Source organism: Cryobacterium lyxosi (assembly GCF_004403345.1).
In the GTDB taxonomy this organism is placed as follows: domain Bacteria; phylum Actinomycetota; class Actinomycetes; order Actinomycetales; family Microbacteriaceae; genus Cryobacterium; species Cryobacterium lyxosi.
The window spans coordinates 88,092-106,344 of record NZ_SOGT01000005.1 but is presented as its reverse complement, the minus strand read 5'-3'; the positions used below and the strand labels follow the sequence as shown (position 1 = coordinate 106,344).

16 protein-coding genes are annotated in these 18,253 nt (G+C 60.1%); 12 read left to right on the top strand and 4 right to left on the bottom strand.

Annotated elements, in window-relative coordinates; genetic code table 11:
• Positions 1–1,021: 1,021 nt before the first annotated feature.
• Genes egtA through egtD form a run of 4 tightly spaced genes read left to right on the top strand, consistent with a single transcriptional unit; the run spans position 1,022 to position 5,404 of the window.
• On the top strand, positions 1,022–2,314 hold the full coding sequence (gene egtA, locus E3T27_RS04430; protein ID WP_338144887.1) for an ergothioneine biosynthesis glutamate--cysteine ligase EgtA: 1,293 nt from the start codon (positions 1,022–1,024) through the stop codon (positions 2,312–2,314).
• Positions 2,304–3,653, top strand: coding sequence for an ergothioneine biosynthesis protein EgtB (gene egtB, locus E3T27_RS04425; protein ID WP_174722180.1), 1,350 nt, complete (start codon positions 2,304–2,306; stop codon positions 3,651–3,653). The genes egtA and egtB overlap by 11 nt, the downstream gene beginning before the upstream one ends.
• A 3-nt stretch (positions 3,654–3,656) precedes the next feature.
• Positions 3,657–4,421: an ergothioneine biosynthesis protein EgtC gene (egtC, locus tag E3T27_RS04420; protein WP_134571705.1), complete on the top strand. Its 765-nt coding sequence runs from the start codon at positions 3,657–3,659 to the stop codon at positions 4,419–4,421.
• Positions 4,418–5,404, top strand: a complete 987-nt coding sequence (gene egtD, locus E3T27_RS04415) for an L-histidine N(alpha)-methyltransferase (protein WP_134571704.1) — start codon at positions 4,418–4,420, stop codon at positions 5,402–5,404. Before egtC ends, egtD begins: the two co-directional genes overlap by 4 nt.
• Before the next feature lie 40 nt (positions 5,405–5,444).
• Here egtD and E3T27_RS04410 read toward each other — a convergent pair whose 3' ends face one another.
• The 4 genes from E3T27_RS04410 to hisD form a co-directional block, all read right to left on the bottom strand.
• Positions 5,445–6,272 carry an aminotransferase class V-fold PLP-dependent enzyme gene (locus E3T27_RS04410; RefSeq protein WP_241992113.1) on the bottom strand — a complete coding sequence of 276 codons (828 nt, stop codon included), beginning with the start codon at positions 6,270–6,272 and terminating at the stop codon, positions 5,445–5,447.
• A gap of 218 nt (positions 6,273–6,490) precedes the next feature.
• Entirely contained in the window at positions 6,491–7,456 is a 966-nt protein-coding gene (locus E3T27_RS04405; RefSeq protein ID WP_104196062.1) for a 3-hydroxyacyl-CoA dehydrogenase family protein, read from the bottom strand.
• A gap of 58 nt (positions 7,457–7,514) precedes the next feature.
• Positions 7,515–8,261, bottom strand: a complete 747-nt coding sequence (locus E3T27_RS04400; RefSeq protein ID WP_134571702.1) for an SDR family NAD(P)-dependent oxidoreductase — start codon at positions 8,259–8,261, stop codon at positions 7,515–7,517.
• 10 nt (positions 8,262–8,271) lie between these two features.
• Positions 8,272–9,618, bottom strand: a complete 1,347-nt coding sequence (hisD, locus tag E3T27_RS04395) for a histidinol dehydrogenase (RefSeq protein WP_104196064.1) — start codon at positions 9,616–9,618, stop codon at positions 8,272–8,274.
• Between the two features lie 212 nt (positions 9,619–9,830).
• On the opposite strand from hisD, the gene E3T27_RS04390 reads away from it, so the two are divergent.
• The 8 genes from E3T27_RS04390 (at position 9,831) to E3T27_RS04355 (ending at position 17,981) form a co-directional block, all read left to right on the top strand.
• Positions 9,831–11,195, top strand: coding sequence for an MFS transporter (locus tag E3T27_RS04390; RefSeq protein ID WP_134547401.1), 1,365 nt, complete (start codon positions 9,831–9,833; stop codon positions 11,193–11,195).
• A gap of 27 nt (positions 11,196–11,222) precedes the next feature.
• On the top strand, positions 11,223–12,212 hold the full coding sequence (locus E3T27_RS04385; RefSeq protein ID WP_104196066.1) for a LacI family DNA-binding transcriptional regulator: 990 nt from the start codon (positions 11,223–11,225) through the stop codon (positions 12,210–12,212).
• A 743-nt stretch (positions 12,213–12,955) separates the two neighbouring features.
• Positions 12,956–14,029 (top strand): glycerophosphodiester phosphodiesterase family protein, encoded by a 1,074-nt coding sequence (locus E3T27_RS04380; RefSeq protein WP_134571701.1) that lies wholly within the window; start codon positions 12,956–12,958, stop codon positions 14,027–14,029.
• Between the two features lie 853 nt (positions 14,030–14,882).
• Positions 14,883–15,629, top strand: coding sequence for a hypothetical protein (locus E3T27_RS04375; RefSeq protein WP_134571700.1), 747 nt, complete (start codon positions 14,883–14,885; stop codon positions 15,627–15,629).
• Between the two features lie 319 nt (positions 15,630–15,948).
• On the top strand, positions 15,949–16,188 hold the full coding sequence (locus tag E3T27_RS04370; RefSeq protein ID WP_241992112.1) for a helix-turn-helix domain-containing protein: 240 nt from the start codon (positions 15,949–15,951) through the stop codon (positions 16,186–16,188).
• A 195-nt stretch (positions 16,189–16,383) separates the two neighbouring features.
• Positions 16,384–16,584: a hypothetical protein gene (locus E3T27_RS04365; protein ID WP_134571699.1), complete on the top strand. Its 201-nt coding sequence runs from the start codon at positions 16,384–16,386 to the stop codon at positions 16,582–16,584.
• Positions 16,585–16,817: 233 nt separating this feature from the next.
• The gene (locus E3T27_RS04360) at positions 16,818–17,243 is read left to right on the top strand and encodes a hypothetical protein (protein ID WP_134571698.1); all 426 of its coding nucleotides are present in this window, start codon (positions 16,818–16,820) and stop codon (positions 17,241–17,243) included.
• A gap of 78 nt (positions 17,244–17,321) precedes the next feature.
• Positions 17,322–17,981, top strand: a complete 660-nt coding sequence (locus E3T27_RS04355; protein ID WP_134571697.1) for a hypothetical protein — start codon at positions 17,322–17,324, stop codon at positions 17,979–17,981.
• Positions 17,982–18,253: the final 272 nt, after the last annotated feature.

Here is an 18,253-nt window from a genome sequence, read left to right as displayed (position 1 = left end):
GGACGCTAACCATCTCGGTCTTGTGCGTCAATACGACGCCCGTCCTGCTCGACATAGTAAACACCGTGCCCCGAGGAGACAACCTGTTCTGTGCGCAGTTTGTCAAAACATATCGCCGAAAATCCGAGGTTATTGTCGCTTCGTTGTCGTTCACTTCATACCTAGACTACGTACGCACCCTGTCAACACTCGTCTGGTGACAAACATCAGAAGAACTCGTGGCGTAGGAATTGAATTCCAGACGCCGATTCCGCTGCGGAACACCGATAGCCAGCGAGTCATCCAGAACGCTATATGTGCGCATGGTCACCGCGAGAGAAATCCCCCCAACCCTAATCTTCAGTGGCTTCACTCGAGTAAAAACATCTTCTTGCATAACTAACGAATCATCCACTCTAAAGCAGACAACTTTTCGTCGAGCCACTCTCCCACTCATATTTCAGTCCTATCAGCTAAACGAGAACCACGCAAGCATTCGGTCCCGACCAAGGGGTGGAATAGAACGATTCCTACTATGTCAACCGATTGATAACGTGTCCGACTCCACTCCGTCGCACACCGACCGTCGAACGCGCTGGGTCGAATTAATCTACACCGCAGGAATCCACCTCTAACCACACCGAATCGTCTACAGCCAGCTCAGTCTTCGGCGCGGAGGTAGACATAAACAGTTTCTTGGCTGACCCCAAACTCACGAGCAAGAACAGACTGCGGAACGCCAACGGCAGCCTTCTCACGCAGCTCAGCCGCGCGAGCCATGTACAGCGATCGGGTAAAGGACCTGCCCGCGTCTTCATCGAGCAGCACGACGAATAAGTGGCGGTTACTCGCTGCTTACCTCCCCGAGAACTCCACGTTTGATTGGACGTCTTCAACGCCGTACTGAGTGGCTCCGACGCCGGGCCGCTGACGAGGATGGGTTCCATCCTTGAGCTCACTGCGGCATAATCGGAAAAACGGCCCCGTATGGTGACGATGAATTACCCACCCGCCGGGACGTGACCGGAAGGAATGGTGTGCTGTGAATTCTGCAAGGTTGCCCGGACGTGGCGTGGGTGCACTCTCGGAATCTGACGCGGAGATATATGTTGCCTCCGTGTGCTTTAAGACCGGGCCGCCGGGTGCTGCCGGAGTTGAGGTCGAACGGTTAGTCCACGATGTCTCGGATCCTCAGTTCCCGGTTTCGGTGGCGCGGGTCAGCGACGCGATGGCGGCATCACAGGGACCGTTACCGGGTGGAGGAGTAATCACCTTCGAACCAGGCGGGCAGTTGGAGGTGAGCTCTGTGTGCGCGCCTGATCTTCCCTCTCTCGTCGTGGCGACCCGGGCGGATCTTGCAGCTGTTGAGGCTCTGCTGGCGGATGCTGGTCTTTGCTTCGGCGCGGTGGCTTTGGACCCTGCTCGGCCGCCGGTGCGGTCATTGGATCATCCACGTTATGCCGCCATGGAGCACCATTTTGATCGTTTCGGCTCTGCGGGACGGGTCATGATGTGTTCCACTGCTGCTCTGCAGATTTCGCTGGAGGCTGGGTTCGACACTCCGGGTTCCAGTGGCGCGGCGCAACGTTGGGCGCGACTGCACAATCTCGTTCCGGTCCTTGCTGCTATGTTTGCAAATTCCCCGTTCCTTCATGGCGTCCCCAGCGGTTGGCAGAGCAACCGGCAGCGTATCTGGTTGGCGATGGATGCTTCCCGGACCGCAATGGTTCCCCGCTCGGTGGACCCGCGCTTGGACTGGGCCCGCTACGCGCTTGATGCGCTGCTGCTGTGCATTCCCTCAACAGAGGCTGCCTGGACAGCTCCGCGCGGGTTGACGATGCGGAACTGGTTACGTGGAGAAGGCCCAAGACCTGCAACGCTCGACGACCTGAAGTACCACCTGACAACTTTGTTCCCACCTGTCCGCCCGCGGGGGTTCATGGAGATCAGGGTGATCGACGCACAGGCAGGCAGCGACTGGGAGTCTGTCACGGCCATGGTGACAGCCCTGATGGATGATGAGCATGCAGCCGACCTGGCCGCAGAGGCCTGCGCCCCGGTGGCGTCCCTGTCCAATCCGCTCAGGACAGCTGCCCGTCACGCGTTGACAAATCCCGTGCTCGCTTCGGCAGCCTACGGCTGCGCCGAAGCTGCTCTGATGGCATTGCCCCGTTTAGGGGTTGACGCCGCCACGCGTAACCGCGCAGAAGATTTTGTTGATCGATTTACGGCGCGGGGCCGGTGTCCTGCGGAGGAACGACTGGAGGTGTGGAGAAAGACCGGCAGTTATTTTGGTCCGTCAGAGTATGAGGAGCGTTGTGAAAATGTCCGATAATTTTTTTGAATCCGGTGCCGATCCGGAAAATCTCAAAACTTTCATCGCCGACGCGCTGGAAAGGTCCCGGAACCGAACGCATGCGCTGACTGAGTGCGACGAGGAAGATCTGCTGAAGCAGCACTCGGCGCTGATGTCGCCGCTGGTCTGGGACCTCGCGCATGTCGGCAGCCAGGAGGAACTCTGGCTGGTCCGCGACGTCGGCAAAATGGAGCCGCTGCGGTGCGACATCGACGAGATGTACGACGCTTTCCAGCATGCGCGCAGCGCTCGCACCTCGCTGCCGTTGCTCTCACCGGAGGAGTCCCGCAAGTACCTCGCCCAGGTTCGGACCAAAACCCTCGATGTCCTGGATCGGACTCCCCTGGAAGGCTCGCCATTGGTGGATCGTGGCTTCGCCTTCGGAATGATCATCCAGCACGAGCAGCAGCACGACGAAACGATGTTGGCCACCCACCAGCTCCGGGTTGGCACACCAGTCCTGCATGCCCGGACTTTGGCAGCCGACGTCGTGTCCACCGACCGGCACTCTCTACCAAAGGAAGTGCTGGTCCCCGCAGGGACGTTCATGATGGGGACCTCGGTGGAGCCCTGGGCACTGGACAACGAACGTCCCGCCCATCCGGTCGATCTGCCCGCGTACTGGATCGACACTATTCCGGTAACCAACGGCGCCTACCGATCTTTCATAGACGACGGCGGCTACCGAACCCCCCGCTGGTGGACGGCCCAAGGATGGAAGCACGTCAGAGAAACCGGAATAGTGGCGCCCAAATATTGGGAACGCGACGGTGACCGGTGGGTCAGAACCAGATTCGGCGTCGTTGAACAGGTGCCAGAAGACGAGCCGGTGCAGCACGTGTGCTGGTTCGAAGCGGACGCCTACGCCCGCTGGGCTGGGCGTAGGCTTCCGACCGAACCAGAGTGGGAAAAAGCTGCGCGGTACGACCCCCGGTCCGATTGCTCGAGGCGCTACCCGTGGGGTGATGAAGATCCCAGCCCGCATCACGCGAACCTGGGCGGATCAGCTCTGCGGCCTTCCCCTGCCGGCTCCTATTCGCGCGGCGCATCACCGTTGGGCGTACGCCAGCTCATCGGTGATGTTTGGGAATGGGTCTCCAGCGACTTCCGCCCTTACCCCGGATTCATCGCGTTCCCCTATCAGGAATACAGCGAAGTTTTCTTCGGGTCTGACTATAAGGTGCTACGCGGCGGCTCCTGGGCGGCGGACGCAGCCGCGTGCCGTGGGACATTCCGCAATTGGGATTACCCAATCCGACGGCAAATCTTCGCCGGCTTCCGTACGGCGCGGGATGCCGCACCGGACGAGGTGCGTTAGCCGGTGTGCCGTCACTTAGCTTATATCGGGTCCCCGATGCCGCTCGCGGAGTTGCTGCTCGCCCCCGCCCACGGGTTGTTGACGCAATCCTGGGCGCCCAGACATCAGCGATACGGGACCGTGAACGCTGATGGTTTCGGTGTCGGATGGTATGCCTCGGGGGATCCCTTACCCGCCCGTTACCGCCGCGCAATCCCTCTCTGGGCAGACGGGTCCTTCGCTGATGTCGCTCGGGTGACCTCCAGCCGGGCGGTGCTCGCGGCCGTCCGGTCCGCGACACCAGGAATGACGCAGGAGGCATCAGCTGCTGCCCCCTACGCGCACGGGCCCTGGCTTTTCAGCCACAACGGCCGGATAGAGGGTTGGCCGCAGGCAGTGGAAGCTCTGGCCGCATCGCTTCCGCCCGCTCGTCTGCTGGCCCTTGAAGCTCGAGTCGACTCCGCCCTGCTCTGGGCACTTGTCCTGGAACGGCTCGCCACAGGAGACTGCGCCGGGGATGCGCTGGCGCACGTGGTCAACAGCGTCTCTGCCGTCACCGGCGCCCGACTGAATTTTCTACTCACGGACGGCACGGTCATAGCGGCCACGGCCGCCGGAGATACCCTCTTTTGGCGAACCGGTCCCGGGAGCGTCGTGGTGGCCAGTGAACCTTTCGATGACAGCCCCGACTGGCATGAGGTGGCGGACAACTCTCTTCTGACCGCCACCGCCGGCTACGTCGACGTCCGTCCAATTCCCACTCTCACGAAGGAACAGGTAGCCCCATGAGCCTCTTTGCCGCCCGCCCCGCCATCATTCACCACCTATCTCCGGACCATCTAGGGCGAAGCCTGCGCGCAGACGTGCGCACAGGACTGAGCGCGTCGCCGAAAACGCTGCCACCCAAGTGGTTCTACGACAAACTCGGCAGCGAACTATTTGAGCGCATCACAGGCCTGCCGGAGTATTACCCCACACGAGCCGAACGTGAAGTGCTAGAACTCCACGCGGCAGAGATAGCGACCGCATGCCCTGCAGAGACGCTGATCGAGCTCGGTTCTGGATCTTCCCGGAAAACCCCCCTGCTGCTCAACGCCCTGAAAGACGAAGGCTCCCTTCGCCGTTACGTTGGCGTAGATATCAGCGATAGTGCACTGCTGGATGCCCAAAACGAATTGGCTCCTGCCTTCCCCGGCCTTGAGCTGCAGGCCGTGACAGCGGACTTCGAGACCCAGCTGCACCTGCTACCTCGGGCCGGACGTCGCATGGTCGCGTTATTGGGCAGCACCATCGGTAATTTTGAGCCATCGACCCGAGCGAGTTTTCTTTCTAACGTTCGCGACTTGCTCGGCAAAGACGGTGGTTCACTGCTTCTTGGTACGGATTTGGTGAAATCGCCACACGTCCTCGTTTCGGCTTATGACGACACGGAAGGGATCACCGCTGACTTCAACCGGAACGTGCTGCGCGTTCTCAACACCGAGCTCGGTGCCAATTTCGACGTGATGGCCTTTGAACACATGGCGGTGTGGATGCCCCGAGAGGAATGGATCGAGATGCGGCTGCGCGCCAGCAGGCCAATGATGGTGCACCTGCCAGAGATGGATATGAACATCCAATTCCACGAGGGGGAAGAACTTCGAACGGAAATTTCGGCCAAATTCCGCCTTGACGGCGTGGTCGAAGAGATGGAAACGGCGGGGTTCTCCGTGGCCGGGCAGTGGACGGATCCGCAAAATCGTTTCGCCCTGACCCTGGCCGCAGCGATCTAAACCGGCCCGGGGACTGGCCCCGGCCAACATGTCAGAACGATCACCGAAGAAAGCCAACAAGTCGCTGGATCTCAGCCTCCGTGTTGTAGTAGTGCACCGAGGCCCGCACCACCATATCCCCCTTTATCGTGTCCACTGTGGGGACGCGGTCGACCTGAGCGGAGAATAAGGGTGCTACCGAGACATTGATCCGGTGATCTGCCAAGTTGGCCTTGATATTCGTGGCGTTGTTTCCTTTCACCGAAAAGGTTACGATGCCGCACCTGATGATCCCGCGATCGTGGACAGTGACCGAGGGCACCGCCGCCACTTCAAACCGCAGCTGACCCGCGAGACCGACGACACGCTCTTGTACAGCCTCCAGGCCCAAGGACACGGCGTGATCGGCGGCCCGTCCGAGGCCAGTGGGGACTGCGGAATGCCCGTCTAGCATGACGGTCTCCAGCTCTCCTAAGACCGCGCTACGCACATAAACAAACGCCGTACCGCGCGGTCCGCGCAAAAACTTTCGCCCTGTTCCCACCAGCACGTCGCAGCCCAATAAGTGCACATCCAACGGCATCTGGCCCACCGACTGGCATGCATCGAGCACAAACATCACCGTGTCAGCACGGCAACGTCTGCCTACCTCCACCGCCGGATCCACCAAGCCGTTGGCCATTGGCACATGTGTAAGCGCGACCATGCCAACATTTCCACGCTCGATTTCTCTTTGTAGGGGCTCCACGTCAACCTGCCCGTCAGCATCGTCATCAAGCACCACAACCTCTAGGTTATTGCGGCACGCAATCTGCCGCCGCGCAACCACATTGCCGGCGTACTGGCCTTGCACCCGTTGAGTGAACATTCTCTCTTCTGAGATGTCCACTCAATGGGGGCAAGGCCAACCCCACCGGTCAAGATCTCGTCTCTGATTGCAGACGCTACAACATGCCCCAAAAGTTCGCGCTCCGGCTTTACTACGAAGTTCATTCAAATGTTTTGTCAGATCTCGAACTGGCCGAAAGGGCGTCGCTTCGGGGATCGAATGCTGAATCGTCTCGGGGTCATGGCTGCTAGCCATTACGACTCACCCCTCAAGTGAATTTAGAGTCCGGGGGCCTTTCCAAGCTCGACGCGCAGCTGGGACAGGCGGGCGTAAGCATGGTCGCGATATGCCAGTAATGCCTCCGTTTCGGCGGCATCGATGTCCAGAATTCCGCGACCAGATTTGAGGCCGAGATCGCCATTCTTGATTATTCTGGTCAGCGATTCCGGAGGAGAAAAGCGATCTCCGTAGGCCGTCTCGAGGGTTCTATAAGCCGCTTCATACACGTCAAGGCCCGCCATGTCACCGATGGCGAACGGGCCGAAGAGGGCCAGCCTAAACCCGAAGGAGTTGCTGACGACAGCGTCAATCTGTGCGGGTGTCGCGGTGCCCTCTTCGACGATGCGCATCGCCTCCTTATAGAGCGCAAATTGAAGCCTGTTGGCGACGAATCCCGGCGTGTCTGCCACCCGCGCGGGTATCTTGCCCGACTTGACGATGAGCGCTTCGGCGACGTCAATGGCCTCCGGGGCGGTGTTAGGCCCGGGTATCAGCTCGACGCCAGGAATGAAGGGTGCCGGGTTCATCCAGTGCACGCCCAGGAATCGCTCCGGGTTAACGACGGCCGCGGCCAGTTCACCGATGGGAATCGCCGAGGTGTTGGTGCCGATAATGGCGTCTATTCTCGCACTCTGCGAGATCCGCTGCAGGATGTCCAGTTTGACTCTGAGAGTCTCGGGCGCTGCCTCGGCGATGTAGTCCGCGCCGACCACGGCGTCTTCGATGGAGTCTGCCGCGGAGAGGTTCTTCCCGATGGTGTCTGCGGCTCCCACGGGCATCAGGCCACGGGCCTCAAAATCCTCGGCCTGCCTGATAAGACGGATCCGCGCCCGTTCTGCGGTCTCCCTATCAATGTCAGCCAGTCTGACCGGGTGCCCCCCGAGGGCCAGCACCTGAGCGATGCCGCCTCCCATATAGCCCGAGCCGACGACGGCCGTCGTTGAAATGTTAGCTGTGACAGTCATGTGTAACCCTTCCGAGGAAGCGGCCCCGGGCTGTGGACCGAGGCTGCCTGGATCGTGTCTAGCGGATGGTGTAGCCACCGTCGATCGCGATGGTGTGACCGGTGATAAGCGATGCGGCGTCGCTGAGCAAGAATGCGACGGCTCCAGCGACGTCCTCGGGCTCTCCGAATCTGCCGATCGGGATCCGGCCGAGAAGCTCGGCCGCCCAGTCTGGCCGGCTCAGGGTGGATTCGGTCATTTCCGTGCGCACGAATGTGGGTGCAACTGCATTGACTCGAATCCCGTTTCCCGCCCATTCAAGAGCCAGAATTTTGGTCAGGTGAATGAGTCCGGCCTTACTCGTTCCGTATGCAGCACGTTCTTCAATCGCAACGATGCCGGTTTGGGAGGCAATGTTGACGATGGATCCCGCCGTGCCGTTGCTCAGCCAGCTTCTGGCCAGCGCCGTCGACAGGAAGAAGCTGCCTTTGAGATTCGTATCGAAGACGGTATCCCAATCCTGATTTGTTACCTCGATGGCGGGTTTGGGGATATTTACGCCGGCGTTATTGACCAGCATGTCAATGCCACCGCTATGCAACTGCAATGCGGCGACAAACTCAGAAATCGAGTCAGGGTCGGTCATCTCGACGGACAGCGCCGGTGTGCCATACCTGTCCGCTATCTGCTGACTGGTCGCAGCGTCACGACTCGTTCCGTAGACGGTTGCACCTTGCTCGGCAAGGCCATCGGCGATGGCCTTGCCGAGCCCGCGCCCGGCGCCGGTCACGAGCACACGGTGCCCGTCCAGACGAAAGTCGACCATCGGGTGCGTGCTATTTCTCGAAGGTGTGGGTCGACCACGGGAGCGTCGTGCCGCGGTACTTCGCCGCACGAACATCTCCCGAGCGGGCGTGGCCTTCAAAGCGTTCCACGCGTGCTGCCCGTCCACACAGTTCACCGAAAAAAGCGCTGGATTCGGTGTTCGTGACTTCCTGGTACGTCACGGTACGCAAGAACTTTCCCACCCAGAGTCCGCCGGTGTAGCGGGCGGCCCCGCGGGTCGGCAGAACATGGTTGGTTCCGATCACCTTGTCACCGTAGGAGACACAGGTTCCCTCGCCTAGGAACAGTGCACCGTAGAAATTCATCTTCTCGAGAGCCTCTCGAGGATTCTCTGTGAGAATCTGCACGTGCTCGTACGCGTATTCGTCGGCGAGGGCGTAGGCATCATCAAGATTTTTGACGACATGAACGGCGCCCCAATCCTGCCACGCCGCAGCCGCGTAGTCCCGGGTAGGCATGTCGACCAGCAGGGTGTCGATGTGTTCGATGACCTCCCGTGCAAGTTTCTCGCTGGTGGTGATCAGTACGGCCGGAGAATCCGGACCGTGTTCTGCCTGGGAAAGGAGGTCCACGGCAACGATGAATGCATCGGCGTGCTCGTCAGCGACGATGAGCACCTCCGTGGGCCCGGCAAAAAGGTCGATGCCCACTTCGCCAAAGAGCTGGCGCTTGGCTTCGGCGACGAACGCATTGCCCGGGCCGGCGAGCATGTTGACCGGCTTGATGCTCTCCGTGCCCACGGCCATAGCCGCAATGGCCTGGATGCCGCCAAGGAGGTAGATTTCATCGGCGCCGGCGAGGTGCATGGCGACTACGGTCGCATCTGGAATCTCACCCTTTATCAGCGGCGTGCAGGCGGCCACGCGAGCGACTCCGGCGACCTTGGCGGTAATGATGGTCATATGAGCGCTGGCCAGCAGCGGATACTTACCACCGGGAATGTAGGCACCGACCGCCTGGATCGGCACGTTCTTCTGACCCAGGAGCACGCCGGGCATGGTCTCGATTTCAAAGTCCGTCAGCGACTCGAGTTGCTTCTGTGCCATGAAGCGCACCTGCTGCTGAACAAAGGTGATGTCATCAATGACCTGTTGGGGCACGCGGCCCATAATCTCGGAAAGCTGCTCCGCCGTGAGAAGGAATGATTCCGGCGCGTAGTTGTCGAATTTCTTCGAGTACTCCCGCACAGCCTCGTCACCCCGGGTACGAACGTCGTTGATGACGTTCTCCACCGTGGCACGCACGTCGGGAGTACTGCCGCGATTCGCGCTTGTATCTGCCGGTGCCTTCAGCAGTTGTGAAGCGACGAATGACGTGGTTGCCGTTTCGACGGTCATGGGAAAACCTTCCATCTACGTTGATGGGCGACACTTGAGGCGCCCGGTCCAAGGCCCAACCGAGCCCGACTTGTTGACGAGTGTATACGTATACACCGCATTGATCAAGACATTGCATCTATCGCGTGAATACGTATACACTCCTGTCTACGGATGCCGCCGATATGGTCGTACCCGGAGGCCGACACGGTCACAGACAAAGGAGTCTCGGTATGAGCGCCCCCGCCACAACAGCTGCACCCCCCACAACTCCACCCACGGTTGATCCGAAAATGCGTCGCAGGGCGCTGGTCTCCTCAACCCTTGGTACCTGCATTGAGTGGTACGACTTCTACGTGTACGGCGTCGCTGCCGCCATCATCCTGAACGTGCAGTTTTTTCCCAACGCCAGCCCGTTTGTGGGCATCCTGTTGTCTTTCAGCACCTACGCCATCGGCTTCGCCGCACGCCCGATCGGCGGAATCATCTTCGCCCACTTTGGTGACCGGCTGGGCCGCAAAAAGATGCTCATGATCACTCTCGGCCTCATGGGCACCGGCACATTTCTCATCGGCATCCTTCCGACCTACAACACCATCGGCATTGCAGCGCCGATCCTGTTGGTGCTGCTGCGGATCGTCCAGGGCATCGGAGTTGGCGGCGAATGGGGCGGTGCCGCTCTCATGGCTACCGAATTCGCCCCCGCTAAGAAGCGTGGCTTCTTCGGCTCCTGGCCCCAGATTGGCGTTCCTGTCGGCACACTGCTGGCCAACGGTGCATTCTTCATCATGGGAGGCCTCATCACCCCTGAGGCCTTCATCGCCTGGGGCTGGAGAATACCCTTTCTAATCTCCATCGTGCTCGTGGCGATCTCGTTCTACATCCGCAGCAAGGTGGCCGAATCCCCCGTTTTCGAGGAGATCAAGCGCAAGGGCGAGATCGAGAAACTCCCGGTAGTGAAGGTCATCAAAACGCGACCACTCATTATTCTCAAGGTCGTTATGATGCGGTTCGCCGAGAACGCAAACTACTACATCTACACGACATTCCTGCTGGCTTATGGCCCCGCGATCTTGCTAGAGAAGAACAGCATTCTCCTCGCCACGATGATCATGGCCGGCCTCGGCGTCTTCTCCATCCCATTCTGGGGCTGGGTTTCCGACCGGTGGGGTCGCCGGTACACCGTCATGGCTGGCGCAGTCACCATGTTAGTAATGGCTTTCCCGTTCTTCTGGGCCGTCCAGACCGGCGATTTTTTTATGGTGCTGCTCGTGCTGATCCTCACCTGCAACATCGGTCGTGACCTGTGCTACTCCGTCGAACCCGCCTATTTCACAGAGCTTTTCGAACCGAAGCTGCGCTATTCTGGAGCCTCGGTTGGCCCGCAGGTTGCGGCGGTTTTCGCCGGCGGGTTCGCGCCATTGGTCGCTACGCTGTTGATCGGGCCGGAGTTTGACCGGTACTGGCTCGTGGCGGTCTACATGGTGCTGACCTCACTCATCACCCTGGCCGGCGCTTTTTGGTCCCCCGAGACGGCCCCACGGGTGCGACTGCGCCGTGGCCTCTCCGCCGAATATGATCCAATCGCTAACAAGTAATTCTGTAATCTCCTCGAGGAGGACGACGTGATAACCAGCCGAGACGTCGCACAATTAGCCGGCGTGTCCCAAGCGACAGTCTCGCGTGCCATGTCGTCCTCCTCGAGAATCAGCGCTGAGACAAAGGCCCGGGTTCTGGCGGCGATGGAAACCCTGGAGTATGTGCCACACGCCGGGGCGCAGGCGATGAAAACCCAGCGTACGAACACAATCGGCGTCGTCGTTGCCGACATCACAAATCCCTTCTACCCGGAAGTGCTCGATGAGTTAACCCGTGAACTCGACGCTGCAGGCTACAGAGTCGTCATTTGGAACGCGGGCGGCGGCAGTCACCATGATGCCCTGCGTGCCATCCGAGAACGAGCCGTGGACGGCGTCATCTTCACGACAGCGACCGAGGACTCTGCGGAGCTGCAGGCCGCGTTGAAGAAGGGCAGCCCGATTGTCTTGATCAACCGCCGCATCGACGGTCTGCAATGTGATCAGGTGACGAGTGACAATCTCTCCGGCGGGGCCGTCGTTGCGGACTACCTTATCCAGCACGGAAAGACTCGGGTTGGCTTCATCGGAGGCAGCGAAAGCGCGAGCACCTCGCGCGATCGCGGCCGGGGATTCATGAACCGGATGACGGAGCACGGTTATCCGGTTCCGGACGACCTTCTTCGTCAGGGCGGCTTCTCGCACGAGCAAAGCTTTCGGGTTATGAATGAGTTCATCAATCAGGCCAATCCGCCGCAAGCCGTTTTCTGTGCCAACGACTTCATGGCCTTCGGAGCCCTCGATGCGGTGCGCAGTAATGGGCTGACCGCCCCTGACGACTTCTGGGTCATCGGGTATGACGACGTTGAAATCGCATCATGGCAATCTTTCGACCTCACCACCGTGCGTCAGCCAAGCCGAGAAATGGCTCGTGTCGGAGCACACATGCTGCTCGATCGCATCAACTCACCACAGATGACAGCTCAACAAGTTATCTTTCCTTGCGAACTCATCATCCGCGGCAGCGCTCGGGACTGAGGCATGGCTTAGATCAGTTGCGCTGCACACCCGCGGCAGCTGGTAGATCTCCGCAGCCGACTCCGCGAATACCGAAATGAAATGATCCTAATCGATTGGAAGCACGCCAACTGCTCAGTCCGATCGGGTTTTCTCCACGTGGGCGCTCCACCAAACAATCGGGCTGCTCTCCGCGGTGATCATTGAACTCGCCCCGGATACCCCGTCCTGGGACGAGATCACCCGACTGATCGATTCGCCCCCGAAACCCCGCGGTAAATCCCAGAAGACCGTAAAGCGCTCCAACCTGGCCGAGGCACGCCAGCCACGGCCACTGCGCGCGCCTCTCCCGCTACTGCTGGGGATTCCGCCTCTACCGGATTGGGACACCAGACGGACTCCCCGTCGTCTGCGGCCTCGACAACCCCAAGGTCGGCAAACGCGCAGCCGCCGAAAGCACGCTCCGCCACCAACAACTGATCAACCAGAGCAGGTCATTATCTGAGACAAGGCTTTGCCGACGTGAACGTGTCCACTGAGCAACCAACTCCACAACAAAATTGTCTCAAATCCTAGGTGGTTTGCCGACTCGGGCTGTATTCGTGGTGCGGGGGTGGCTATTTAGTGAAGGTAGACCCGGTGTCAACGTCGGGTGTTCGTTTCTTGAGTGTTCACCGCACGGGCACTCTTCGGCCACCCGATGAGTCTGTCGCAAACCTATGGTTTGTGACGTTACGGCCTATTCCAATTGAGCGGAGCATCCTATGTCCTTACATCTTGTTCTGGCCACGCTGGCCCTTATGCCTGCCCTAATGGCACCTGCCGCACTGCCAGCAGCCGCAGCCGACGATTCCGGCGTGCTGCCCCAGAAGACCCACTTTGATCTGCAGGCCCACCGGGGTGGCATAGGCATGACCACTGAAGAATCGCTGGAGGGGTTCGGCAAGGCCATGCGCCTAGGTGTCACCACGCTGGAGCTGGACACCCAGATCACCCGGGACGAGAAGGTAGTCGTCAATCACGACCGGCAGATCAGCCCGTCAAAGTGTCGTGACACAGAACCGGCCACGCAGGGCGACCCGATGTACCCGTACGTGGGTAAGTACATCAAAGACCTGACCCTGGCTCAGATCAAGACGATGGATTGCGGCTTCCAGCAGCTACCCGGCTTCTCTGAGCAGGAGCAAATCGAAGGCTTCCGGATGGTCGAGTTGAAAGATGTGTTGAACCTGGTCAAGAGCTACCACGCCAAGCAGATCACCTTGAACATTGAGACCAAGGTTGAGGCCGGAGCCCCGGAGCAGACTGCGCCAGTGAACCTCTTTGTGCGTCGGGTCTTTGAGGAGATTCGCGCCTCGGGCATCGAGGACCAAGTCACCATCCAGTCCTTCGCCTGGGGGGCACTCAACGAGATGCACAGCCTTGCGCCCGAGTGGCCTCTGGTGGCGCTGACCAACCGAGACTTCCTGCAGGTGGGTGAGCCCGGTGCCTCACCCTGGCTCGGCGGAGTCGACGCCGACACCTACGGCGGCGATCTCGTCACGACGGCTGCCGCAGCAATTCCCGGTGGCCTCACTGCGGTGTCACCCAACTATGGGTTCCCTCAGAATGGCACGGTCGCCGACCCCGGCTTTCAGTTCTACCCGGATCAGCAGATGGTGTCAAAGGCACACGCCCGCGGTCTCAAGATCATTCCGTGGACCAGCGATGATCCGGCCACGGTGAAGGAGCTCATGGACCTGGGTGTCGACGGCATCATCACGGACTACCCGAATCGGGTTCGGGATATCATGGCCGACCGCGGGATGAGACTACCGAAGGCGTACGAGCCGCGCTAACAACTGATCGCGAGAACCGGAGAAAAATCCGTCTTGCGTCGAAGAAAATTGGCTTCGGGTTGCGGCAAAGTTCGCGCCCCGCGGCGTTTCGCGAAACGGTCCGATCGGAACAAAAAGAAATCGATCCTGAGGCTCCTGAGGAGCGTTTTCTACCTATCTCATCAAGCAACCTCCACCTCGGGATCGAAACTGACACCGAACGCGGTGTCGCAGTCGGCGAGGATCCGCTTTCACGCGAGGGCGACGGAAGCAGATGCCCACGCGTCACTGAAAGCGTCATCGTCTTGCTGTGCTTGCACGCGGACGCCCATCTCTCACCCACCTGAATCAACCATGGACCACCAAGAATGTCCGCGTAGAGTGGGATATAGTGCGTTGCGCGGTTCCCTGTAAAACCAAGGGAATCCGCGAGTTCCCGAGACATTCAGTCAGGTCCAGAATCGCCCCGATTCTGCAAGGGGCGGGTTCGAATCCTTTCAGCCCGACAGATGAAATATGTCAGAGGCCAGTTCCGCACTTCGCGGAGCTGGCCTCTTGTGCGTGATTCGGACGAATACGCCAACGGTTAGGCCAATTGAGATTTTCGGACCGCCACGAACAAAGCGCACTAACGGCGAGAGACAGGCAACCGCGGGCGAGTGACCGCGTCATAATGGCGTGTCGGGCTACGTCGGTGCCCAAGCCGTGCGAATGTCGGCGAGGAGCGCCGGGAGGTAGAAATCCTGGGGGTGGTGCCGCATACGTTGGTCAGTGCCTCGGTCCAGACCTCGCTGACTCGAGTCCGGCGGCCTGCAAGCGCGCCGACCTTAAAAAACAAGATTTGATGCCTTTGCGTAGGAGCACTTTATAATTAATGGGCCTGCAGAGACGCGACCTTGTGGCTCTCTGCGCCAGGTCGGCTCACAGCATCCACGATGATGGTCTTGTGAGCAATGGTGGAGAGACAGCCTTCGAGTTCGTGATGATCCCGGATTCCCCCGACGCGCGGTTGTTCGTGGAACTTTCCAGCTATGGGGTCGACCTCAGTGAGGCCCGTCATGCCCTCGAGCTTGCCAGCGAGGGCGGCGAGGACTCGCCACTTCGAGATGCAGCGGCATACCTGATCGGGTTCGCCGCTCTTGCCTACTGTCGGACCTTCTTCGATTCCAAGGTGCGAAAGCCTCTGACAAAGCACATCGTGATCCCTGCCGAATTCCAGGACCTCCATCGGCTTGTTGGCGCGTTCAGGAACACCACAATTGCGCATTCCCAGTCTGAGCTCTCGACGACTTTCCCGGTTGGCATCCTTGATGCGAGCACCCTGCGAGTGAGAGATGTGACGACAGCAACCTATTCTCAGACGTTCCCGCAACCAATGGTGAGCCGCTTCCTTGAACTCTTGGAGGCTGTGGATGATCTCCTTTTCGAGGCGATCCAGCCGGTCCGGCAGAGGTTGATTAAGAAACTGGGCAGGTCGGATCGTGCCGCGATGGTTGCCAGGGGTGTCCGCCCGAATGTGATCGACGCGTTAGATGCTGACTTTGATCCGCGGACGAAGCGATTGCCCTATCCCACCTCGAACAAGCTGCATTGGTCGTCGACACCGTTGAACGGCGAATGAATTCGCGCCTCGCGCTGGGTCCGATCCGAGTCACGGTCAGGCGCTGAACTTCCTGGAGGAAAGGAATGAGGGCTGCGGAGAAAATGGAGTGCTGCGCTCACCGCCGATCCGCGCCCTACTGCCTTTCGTAAACGGCCCACCAAAAGTCCCGGAAACTCGAGGGTTTCCGGGACTTTTTAGGTTAAACAATTGATCACCCCATCTAAAACCCATCTAAAACTCCTCCGAGAACGCCTTCTGGCGACTCAGCAGTGCGAGGCGACCACGTCACATTTGGTCCCCTGTGATTGCTTAGGTGCGCCAGTCGCACCTACGGAATATGAACACACACGAAGCAACTTCAACCACCGTCTCCCCCGAGGGGTTGGAGCCCCTGATGGATGTCGCCGAGCTGGCGAACTACCTCGGCATCCCGGTCTCCACCGTCTACGACTGGCGCGTGCACGGCAAAGGCCCTGTTGCGGACCGGTTCGGCAAGCATCTGAAATTTGCAATCTCCGACGTGCGTTCCTGGATGGCCCAGCAGCGCGAACCGTCTGGGCAGCCCGACAGGCGGTGAACTGAGATGTCGCGGCCACGCATCACGATCGGCACCTTCGGCGACATCACCATCCGCACCAAGCTGTCGGGCCAGGTCGAGGCCCGCACCCACTATTGAGATTGGGACGACCAGTCGCGCCTGGTGCAATCCACCGGCACCTCCGCCCGGGCCGCCGAACGAGCGCTGAAACGCAAACTTTCTAAGAGGAAACTGATGCAGCCCACGAACAGCTTCCTAACCCCGGACAACCCGTTCACCGAATTGGTGACGTACTGGCTGGATGACATCGACGCGGAGGGTCGAATCTCCAAGACCACCCGCAATCTGTATGAGCGCAACATGCGCACGCTCGTGCCGCCGGTGTTTCACGATCTCACGCTGCGCGAGATCGGCGTGGTGCGATCAATTCATTAAACAGATAGCGAATCTCTCTTACAGCCGGGCCAAGCAATCGCGGGTCGTGGTGCGATTGCCGACCGGAAGGCTGGCGTCGGCCATGCCTCTGGCCCGCGGCCGGACGGGCAGCTCGGCTCAATCAAAATCATGATGATTTTGTGCAGTTGTGGGCAGAATGTGGGCACGGGGACCTCGGCCGGTGCCAGGCCGGTGTGCGCAACCCGCGAGCACAGATGCATACCTCGTTAAAATTGCGGTCTCAACGCCCTCCTAACCGAGAGCCTTCCACAGCACGCCCGCAACCGCAGGTCGACACCATCGGTGTCTACACCGGCACGACCGAATACGGCTCCAGCTCGATGGGCGATGGCACAACCCTGCAAATCACCGCGGACGGCAATTGGAGCCTGACCATCGCGCCAGTTTCTGCGGCACCCGGGCTCGCAGCATCCGGTGCCGGTGACGGCGTGTTCCTCTACGACGGCTCCGCCAGAAAAATCACGGCCACACACGACGGCTCAAGCAACTTCTCTCTCATCGAAGAGACCCGCGAGGCCTTCACCATGGGACTGCTCGTAAACGAGATCGGCGCCGACTCAGGAACCGTGCCGCTGAGCTCCGGCCCGTCCGCCATCGTCGTCAGCGCCGACGGCAACTGGACCCTGCTGGCCGAATAGGGGGTTACGGGGCCACGTCTTTTTGGGCCTGTCCCCCGTGCCGACACGATAACGTGAATCGATACTTTGGGGGAAACAATGAACGACAACATCAAGCCGAATTCCGCGCCGCCATTTCGCCGCGCATCAAAGGGCCCCGCCCTCCTCACCTACTGGGCCATCTTATTTAAGCGGATGCCCACCCTAAGCGCCCAGCGCACCCCGCTACTCGCTCTGGTCGCCACCGGTGCAGTGGCTGCCGTTGCGATCGCAACACTCGGGGTCTTGCTCTCGAGTCAGGTCGATCAAACGGTTGCTGTTCGAGCGGAGTTGTCGTCGAAGAGCGACAACTACGACTCACTCCGCAGTGACTGGAACAAGCAGAATGACACGATCAGCGGATTGCGCTCGGCCGTCGGCGTCGCGGAACGGCGCGAAGAGAATCTTCTATCGGCGGAGGCTGCGCTCACCACGCGATCATCCGCCTTGGACACCCGCGAGGGCGAGATCAAGGTCGCCGAAGACGTCGCTGCCGCCAACACCTTTGCCGGAGAAGGCACCTTCCGAGTAGGAGTTGACGTGCAACCAGGCCAGTACACGTCTGAAGGTGGAACGAACTGTTACTGGGCGCGCCTCAATGCCACGGGCGACGACATCATCGACAACGACTTGGCGTCTGGTCCCGCCGTCCTCACCGTGCAAGCGTCCGATGGCCTCATCAAGACCTCGAATTGCGCGCCGTTCACCAAGACCGGCTAGCCGACGCGGATTGCAGTAGCGCTGGCGGCGAAATGACGCGTGCGGGCATCCTGGCACGGTGGACGGACAGACGCGTTCTTACCTGCCAGAGGTCGCCTCCGACTGACACTTGAACGGCGGGTCAGGCTGAAAGGCAGCGGGCCCCGAGCCGCGGTGAAACTATCGGCGGGGCGTGCCCGGTAACCAACCAGAGAGATCCCGCAACCCGGCGGGCGTCCTGCTGGCGGCATGGGGACTGTGGAGTAGCGGTCGGGTGGCCAGGGGTACAACGG

Coding starts and splice junctions, on each gene's coding strand:
- E3T27_RS04400 (WP_134571702.1), bottom strand. CDS start 8,261: ATGGTCGACTTTCGTCTGGACGGGCACCGTGTGCTCGTGACCGGCGCC.
- egtB (WP_174722180.1), top strand. CDS start 2,304: ATGTCCGATAATTTTTTTGAATCCGGTGCCGATCCGGAAAATCTCAAA.
- E3T27_RS04365 (WP_134571699.1), top strand. CDS start 16,384: ATGCAGCCCACGAACAGCTTCCTAACCCCGGACAACCCGTTCACCGAA.
- E3T27_RS04375 (WP_134571700.1), top strand. CDS start 14,883: ATGGGCCTGCAGAGACGCGACCTTGTGGCTCTCTGCGCCAGGTCGGCT.
- E3T27_RS04380 (WP_134571701.1), top strand. CDS start 12,956: ATGTCCTTACATCTTGTTCTGGCCACGCTGGCCCTTATGCCTGCCCTA.
- E3T27_RS04390 (WP_134547401.1), top strand. CDS start 9,831: ATGAGCGCCCCCGCCACAACAGCTGCACCCCCCACAACTCCACCCACG.
- E3T27_RS04370 (WP_241992112.1), top strand. CDS start 15,949: ATGAACACACACGAAGCAACTTCAACCACCGTCTCCCCCGAGGGGTTG.
- E3T27_RS04355 (WP_134571697.1), top strand. CDS start 17,322: ATGAACGACAACATCAAGCCGAATTCCGCGCCGCCATTTCGCCGCGCA.
- hisD (WP_104196064.1), bottom strand. CDS start 9,618: ATGACCGTCGAAACGGCAACCACGTCATTCGTCGCTTCACAACTGCTG.
- E3T27_RS04405 (WP_104196062.1), bottom strand. CDS start 7,456: ATGACTGTCACAGCTAACATTTCAACGACGGCCGTCGTCGGCTCGGGC.
- egtD (WP_134571704.1), top strand. CDS start 4,418: ATGAGCCTCTTTGCCGCCCGCCCCGCCATCATTCACCACCTATCTCCG.